The organism is Terriglobales bacterium (genome assembly GCA_035624475.1).
Classification (GTDB): Bacteria; Acidobacteriota; Terriglobia; order Terriglobales; family Acidobacteriaceae; genus DASPRL01.
The window spans coordinates 1-6447 of sequence record DASPRL010000293.1; the positions used below are offsets into that span (position 1 = coordinate 1).

The following is a 6447-nucleotide window of genomic DNA, read 5'->3' on the forward strand; positions in this document are numbered from 1 at the left end:
AGCAGGGCCGCCACCAGGACGCACACCGTCCACCTTCGGACGCCATCGCCTTGGTTCTGCCTGATCATGCTGGCTTGCGATTCAGATGCGGGCCCGCCGGGCCCGGATTGCTGCTGATTCTATCATCTGCGGCCTTCCCCAGCGGGGGTGGCGCGACCGCACCACCTTCGGGGAGGGGGTATCTACTCGGAGTCCCGTCTCGCCCGCCGCCTACTTGGTGATGCGCATCAGCCGCTCCAGCAGCCCCTTGGTCTCATGATAGAGCTGCTGGATCCCCGGCGTTTCCGTGTTCACCTCGGTGGCGTCCAGGTCCATGCTCAGCTCGTGGGCCACCATGGTGCCGATGCGGACGCGCTCCGCCGCCAGCCAGTTCAGCACCGAGAAGGGGTCACGCTTGGCGGCGGAGAGTTCCATCCACTGCTGCACCGCCCACGCGGTCTGGCGCACGTGGTCCACGGATTCGCGGAACTCCGCCAGGATGCGGCCGTCGATCTCCCCGTTCTGCATGCCTTGCTCCAATTCGTGCAGTTCCGCGCTGGCCTGGGCCAGGCGCGCGGTCAACGATTCGTGGCTGTGCGATGGGTCCGGCATCGTCTCTCTCCTCGGGGGAGGAAGTCCGCAAAAGCGGCGAACGGGGCCGAAGTGCCGGTGCGTTCCGCCTCATTAGACCACGGATAGGCCGCCGCGGAGGTGCCAAAACAGCTTCCCGCCGGCTGAGGTAAGATGCGGGCATGGCCGGCCTTCCTGCCACCATGACCGCGATCGTCATCACTCGGCCGGGCGGCCCCGAGGTGCTGGAGATCCGAGAAGTGCCGCGCCCGGCGCCCGGCGCCGGCGAGGTCCTGGTGCGGGTGCGGGCCTCCGCTCTCAACCGCGCCGACGTCTTGCAGCGCCAGGGCCGCTACCCCGCTCCGCTGGGAGCCCCCGCCGGCATTCCCGGCTTGGAGTTCGCCGGCGAGGTGGCGGAGCTGGGACCGGGGGCCGTCCGCTGGCGCCCCGGCCAGCGTGTCTTCGGGCTGGCCGCGGGCGGCGCCCATGCCCTCTATGTCGCCGCCCATGAACAGACTCTGGCGGAGATCCCCGCCAGCCTGAGCTGGATCGAAGCGGCGGCCATCCCCGAAGCCTTCATCACCGCCCAGGACGCGCTGGCGCAGGCCGGCCTGCGCGCCGGGGAAGCCGTGCTCATCCATGCTGTCGGCAGCGGCGTCGGCTTGGCCGCGGTGCAACTGGTGCGGGCGCTCGATGCCGTACCGTACGGCAGCTCGCGTACCCCCGACAAGATCGCGCGCGCCAGGGAATTCGGCCTGGAGGATGGCATCGCGCTCTCATCCGGCCTGGAAGAGCTGCCCGAGGCGGTGCGCCGCTGGACCGCGGGCCGGGGCGTGGAGGTGGTGCTCGACCTGGTGGGCGGGCCCTATGTGACTGCCAGCCTGGCGGTGATGGCCGGCCGCGGCCGCATGGTGGTGCTGGCCAGCTCCGGCGGAGCCAAGCCCGAGATCGAGCTCAAGCACTTGCTCGGCAAGCGCCTCACCGTGATCGGCTCGGTGCTGCGCGGCCGCTCACTCGACGAAAAGATCCAGGTCACGGAGAGCTTCGCCGCCCAGGTCGTCCCTTGGCTGGCGGCGGGCAAGCTGCGCCCAGTCATCGACAGCGAGTCTCCCCTGGCCGAGATCCAGGCCGCCCACCGCCGCATGGAATCCAACGCCAGCTTCGGCAAGATCGTGCTGCGGATGGACTGATGGTCAGCGCCGCGGCGGGTGATAGCCCATCTGCTGCGCGATGTGGCGGGCAGCGTCCTGCACCATCTCCGCCATCTTGGGGACCGAGCCGGGATCGAGTTGGTTGGTGGCCCCGCTCACCCCCAGGCTGGCCTCCACTCCCCCCTCGCTGTTGAAGATGGGAGCGGCCACGCAGCGCACCCCCAGATTGTTCTCCTCGTCGTCGACCGCGTAGCCCTGAGCGCGCACCTTCTCCAGCTCCTTGTGCAGCCGGGAGAGCACGGTGATGGTCTTGGGGGTGCGCTTGCGCAGGCCGCGCTGGCGCGCCAGCGCCGCCACCTCCTCCTCCGGCAGCCAGGCGATCAGCGCTTTGCCCACGCTGGTGGCGTGCACGTCCATGCGGCGGCCCACCCAGGTATCCATCTTGATGAAGCCCGGGGCCTCCACCTTCTCGATGTAGACGGCCTCGCCGCGGTCCAGGATGGCCAGGTGGGCGGTCAGGTGCGCGTGCTCCACCAGGTGGCGCAGGATGGGCAGGGCCATCTGGCGGATGTCCAGCCCGGAGAGCACGCTCTCGCTCAGCGCCAGCACCTTCACCCCCAGGCGGTAGCGGCCGCTCTCCGGCTCGCGACGCAGGTAGCCGTGGTGCTCGAGGGTGCGCAGCAGGTAGCTGGCCGAACTCTTGGGGATCTTGAGCCGGCGGCTGAGGTCGGCGTTGGACAGGCCGCCGGCGCGGTGGGCCACCGCCTCCAGGATGGCGAGGGCGCGCTCCACCGCGGCCGAATCCTTGGCGCTGCTCTCGGGCATGGCCGCCTCCCCGACCGGTCCCGACCCTATCGGACCGGCCGGGGTCATCCTCCCACATTTTGAATTTGTGTTCAACAGGATGAACACGCCACTTGACCGCCCTCCGCTTCCGGCCTAACGTGAGCGGCATAGTGAATGGCTGTTCAGTATATTGAACAGACCGCAAGGGAGGGACACGATGGCGACGACCCCGGCCGGGCTCGACTCCCGCATCAACTGCGCTCCCCCGGAGCTGGACCCGGCGGTCCACCTGGCCCCCGGTTTCCTGGAATTCCTCCTCCCCCTGCACCGCCGCTTCACTCCCTGGCAGCAGGCGCTCCTCGCCAAGCGCGCTGCCGCCCTGGCCGGCGCCCACCGCGGCCGCCTGCCCCAGCACCTGCCTCCCTCGCTGGCCACCCAGGGCGACTGGCGCATCGAGCTGCCCGCCTGGTGCCGCGACCAGCGCAACCAGATGACCGGGCCCGCCGACGATGCCGAATTGGTGGTCAAGATGCTCAACTCCGGCGCCCCCGGCGTGATGCTCGACCTGGAAGACTCCGCCGCCAACACCTGGGAGCACCTGCACCTGGGGATCGCCAACATCCTCGCCGTCCTGCGCGGCCAGCTCAGCTACTACGACAAGAAGCGCCAGCGCCAAGTTTCCATCCAGTCCAGCTCGACCGTGATCCTCATCCGTCCCCGCGGCCTGCACCTGAGCCAGGCCGGCCTGCTGCCCGACGAGCTGGTCTCGGCTTCGCTCTACGACGTGGCCGGCGTGCTCTTCGCCGCCGAGCCCGCCGACCTCAAGCACCCCCTGACTTTCTACATCCCCAAGTCGGAGTCGGCGGAGGAGGCCCTGTGGTGGCGCGACCTCTTCCAGGCCCTGGCCGAGTGGAAGGGCCTGCCCCGCGACGCTATCAAGTGCTTCGCCCTGGTCGAGTCGCATCCCCTGGCCTTCCAGATGGAGGAGTTCCTCTACCACCTGCGCCAGCACATCCTGGGGCTGAACCTGGGGCGCTGGGACTACATGGCCTCGCTCATCCACTTCAACCTGGAGGACCCGGCCTGGGTGCTGCCCGACCGCAACACCATCCCGCACGATGTTCCCTTCTTCCAGAACCTGCGCGCGCTGATGCCGGAGCTCTGCCACAAGCGGGGGGCGCTGGCCATCGGGGGCATGACCGCGCTCTATCCCAGCCGCGAGGATGCCGAACTCAACGCCCGCGCCCTGGCCGTGCTGGAGAAGGACAAGAAGAACGAGGCCGTCTGCCTGATGGACGGCGCCTGGACCGGCCATCCCGACCAGAACCAGATCGCGGTGGCGCAGTTCCCCTGCCCCAATCAGTTGCACGAGCGTCCCGCCGGCGGCGAGCGCTATCCCGAGCTGCGGCCGCGGCCCGAGGGCGTGGGGCAGCACTCGCTGGCAGGCACGCGCGCCGCCGTGCGCACCGTCATCCGCTACCGCCAGGGCGTGCTCGCCGGCAAGGGCGCCAGCCTGCTCGACGGCTACATGGAGGACCTGGCCACCGACCGCATCTACCGCCTCATGATCGCGCAGCGCATGCGCCACCGCGAGGCGGTGCCGGTCGCCGCCGAGGACGGGGCGGCCGTGCCGCACACCCTGGCCCTGGTCAACCGCCTCTTCGACGAGGAACTCGACCGCATCCTCCAGGAACTTCCCGCGGATGCGCCCGCCGAGGTGCGCGGCCGCTACCGCGCCGCCCGCCGCCTGAGCGAGTCCATGATCCTGAACAACGAGTTCGACCCGGTGTAGTCCGGCCCTGGGGACCTGTTTTGACTTCGGCACATCCAAAGGAGAAGCCAGACATGGTGGTCAACGCACACGCAGCGGAGTTAGCCAGAACCTGGGCTCTCGAGCCCCGCTGGAAGGGCGTAGAGCGGCCCTACGCCGCCGAGGACGTGGTGCGCCTGCGCGGCTCGGTGCACATCGAACACACGCTGGCCCGCTTGGGCGCCGAGCGCCTGTGGGACTTGCTGCGCTCCGAGCCCTACCTGCCCGCGCTGGGCGCGCTCACCGGCAACCAGGCCATCCAGCAGGTGCGTGCCGGGCTGGAGGCCATCTACGTGAGCGGCTGGCAGGTCGCCGCCGACGCCAACGACGCCGGCCAGATGTATCCCGACCAGAGCCTCTACCCCGCCGACAGCGTGCCCAACCTGGTGCGCCGGCTGAACCAGGCGCTCGTGCGCGCCGACCAGCTCCACCACGCCGAGGGTCACGACGACATTCACTGGCTGGTACCCCTCATCGCCGACGCCGAGGCCGGCTTCGGCGGCGCCCTCAACGCCTTCGAACTGATGAAGGCCATGATCGAGGCCGGCGCCGCCTGCGTCCATTTCGAGGACCAGCTCTCCAGCGCCAAGAAGTGCGGCCACCTGGGCGGCAAGGTGCTGGTGCCCACGGTCGAGGCCATCCAGAAGCTGGTGGCGGCGCGCCTGGCCGCCGACGTGCTGGGCGTGCCCACGCTCATCATGGCGCGCACCGATGCCAACAGCGCCCACCTGCTCACCAGCGACATCGATCCTCGCGACCGCCGCTTCCTCACCGGCGAGCGCACCGCCGAAGGCTTCTTCTCCATCCGCGGCGGGCTGGAGTCCGCCATCGCCCGTGGCCTGGCCTACGCTCCCTACGCCGACCTGGTGTGGTGCGAGACCGCCGAGCCCGATCTTGACGAGGCCCGCATCTTCGCCGAGGCCCTGCACTCGCAGTTCCCCGGCAAGCTCCTGGCCTACAACTGCTCGCCCTCGTTCAACTGGAAGAAGAAGCTGGATGACGCGGTCATCGCGCGCTTCCAGCGCGAGTTGGGGGCCATGGGCTACCGCTTCCAATTCGTCACCCTGGCGGGCTTCCACGCCCTCAACCTCAGCATGTTCGAGCTGGCGCGCACCTACCGCCTGAGCGGCATGGCCGCCTACTCGCGCCTGCAGGAAGAGGAGTTCCGCGCCGAGCGCGAGAACGGCTACGAGGCGGTGAAGCATCAGCGCTTCGTGGGCACCGGCTACTTCGACCAGGTCACGCAGGTGATTGCGGGCGGGACCTCGTCCACCACCGCGCTAGAGGGCTCGACCGAGAAGGCACAGTTCGCGGAGGTGGAAAGCAGCGGCTGCGCGGCGCCGCCGCCGGCGCCCGCTCCCCGGCCGGCCGCCGGGCTCTCCGGCGGCGCCGACTAGCGCGCTCGACTCACAGGCCCGACTGGCCCGGCGGCGGCAGTCAAGTCACGGGAAGAGGCTTGGGCTCGGGGCCGGCCGCCTTGATCAGCTTCCAGGAGCCCACGTCCACCGCGATGCCTTCCATGCAGGCGGTGGGGCCGTCGTGCTGGGTTCCGCTGAAGGAGATCTCGTCGCCGGGCTTGGGCACGTCGCCGGTGGAGGTGAAGATGTTGTAGAGCTTATGGTCCTTGGTGTCGCGCAGCACCAGGCAGCCGCCCTCGACTCCTGCTTCCACCTTGCCGCTCTTGTGGACGGCCCTGCTCTTGGCCGGCGGCGCGCCCGCGGACGCTCCCTGTCCCAGCGCCAGCATGCTCGCCGGCAGCAGGATCAGGCCCAGGATGACTGCGTCCCTTCCTCGCATGGCTTCGGCCTCCTGCTGGAGAACGCGCCCGGCGGCCGGGCTTGCATCGGTTAGACACCAAAGGGCATGCTGGAGGTTGGCCGGCACTGCTCCCATGACGCCCTCGCCCAGCGCGATCACCATCCGCCCCGACGACCGCCTCTTCGTGCTCACCGGGGCGGGGGTCAGCGCGGAGAGCGGTCTCCCCACCTTCCGCGGCGCCGGCGGGCTCTGGCGCGGCTTCCGCGTGCAGGAGGTGGCCTCGCCCATCGCCTGGGCCCGCGATCCCGAGACCGTCTGGCAGTTCTACTCCTGGCGGCGCGAGATGGCCGCCTCCGTCCAGCCCAACCCCGCGCACCTGGCCCTGGCGGAACT

Annotated in this window: 7 protein-coding genes; 4 read left to right on the plus strand and 3 right to left on the minus strand. The window is 69.9% G+C overall.

Features of this window, described 5'->3' with window-relative positions; all coding sequences use genetic code 11:
* Positions 1 to 210 precede the first annotated feature (210 nt).
* Positions 211 to 591 carry a hypothetical protein gene (locus VEG08_11675; GenBank protein ID HXZ28643.1) on the minus strand — a complete coding sequence of 127 codons (381 nt, stop codon included), beginning with the start codon at positions 589 to 591 and terminating at the stop codon, positions 211 to 213.
* Positions 592 to 731: 140 nt separating this feature from the next.
* Between VEG08_11675 and VEG08_11680 the strand changes: the two genes are divergently transcribed.
* On the plus strand, positions 732 to 1739 hold the full coding sequence (locus VEG08_11680) for an NAD(P)H-quinone oxidoreductase (protein ID HXZ28644.1): 1008 nt from the start codon (positions 732 to 734) through the stop codon (positions 1737 to 1739).
* A 3-nt stretch (positions 1740 to 1742) separates the two neighbouring features.
* On the opposite strand, the gene VEG08_11685 is transcribed toward VEG08_11680, so the two are convergent.
* Positions 1743 to 2525, minus strand: a complete 783-nt coding sequence (locus VEG08_11685) for an IclR family transcriptional regulator (protein HXZ28645.1) — start codon at positions 2523 to 2525, stop codon at positions 1743 to 1745.
* 178 nt (positions 2526 to 2703) lie between these two features.
* Here VEG08_11685 and VEG08_11690 point away from each other — a divergent pair, with 178 nt between their 5' ends.
* On the plus strand, positions 2704 to 4278 hold the full coding sequence (locus VEG08_11690; protein ID HXZ28646.1) for a hypothetical protein: 1575 nt from the start codon (positions 2704 to 2706) through the stop codon (positions 4276 to 4278).
* 53 nt (positions 4279 to 4331) lie between these two features.
* On the plus strand, positions 4332 to 5693 hold the full coding sequence (gene aceA / locus VEG08_11695; protein HXZ28647.1) for an isocitrate lyase: 1362 nt from the start codon (positions 4332 to 4334) through the stop codon (positions 5691 to 5693).
* Between the two features lie 40 nt (positions 5694 to 5733).
* On the opposite strand, the gene VEG08_11700 is transcribed toward aceA, so the two are convergent.
* Positions 5734 to 6093, minus strand: a complete 360-nt coding sequence (locus tag VEG08_11700) for a hypothetical protein (protein HXZ28648.1) — start codon at positions 6091 to 6093, stop codon at positions 5734 to 5736.
* Between the two features lie 76 nt (positions 6094 to 6169).
* Here VEG08_11700 and VEG08_11705 point away from each other — a divergent pair.
* Positions 6170 to 6447 (plus strand): Sir2 family NAD-dependent protein deacetylase (locus tag VEG08_11705; protein HXZ28649.1); only part of this gene is annotated, 278 nt, incomplete at its 3' end.

Excerpts from the sequence above, each read along its gene's own strand:
- aceA (HXZ28647.1), top strand. The coding sequence starts at position 4,332 with ATGGTGGTCAACGCACACGCAGCGGAGTTAGCCAGAACCTGGGCTCTC.
- VEG08_11680 (HXZ28644.1), top strand. The coding sequence starts at position 732 with ATGGCCGGCCTTCCTGCCACCATGACCGCGATCGTCATCACTCGGCCG.
- VEG08_11685 (HXZ28645.1), bottom strand. The coding sequence starts at position 2,525 with ATGCCCGAGAGCAGCGCCAAGGATTCGGCCGCGGTGGAGCGCGCCCTC.
- VEG08_11675 (HXZ28643.1), bottom strand. The coding sequence starts at position 591 with ATGCCGGACCCATCGCACAGCCACGAATCGTTGACCGCGCGCCTGGCC.
- VEG08_11700 (HXZ28648.1), bottom strand. The coding sequence starts at position 6,093 with ATGCGAGGAAGGGACGCAGTCATCCTGGGCCTGATCCTGCTGCCGGCG.
- VEG08_11690 (HXZ28646.1), top strand. The coding sequence starts at position 2,704 with ATGGCGACGACCCCGGCCGGGCTCGACTCCCGCATCAACTGCGCTCCC.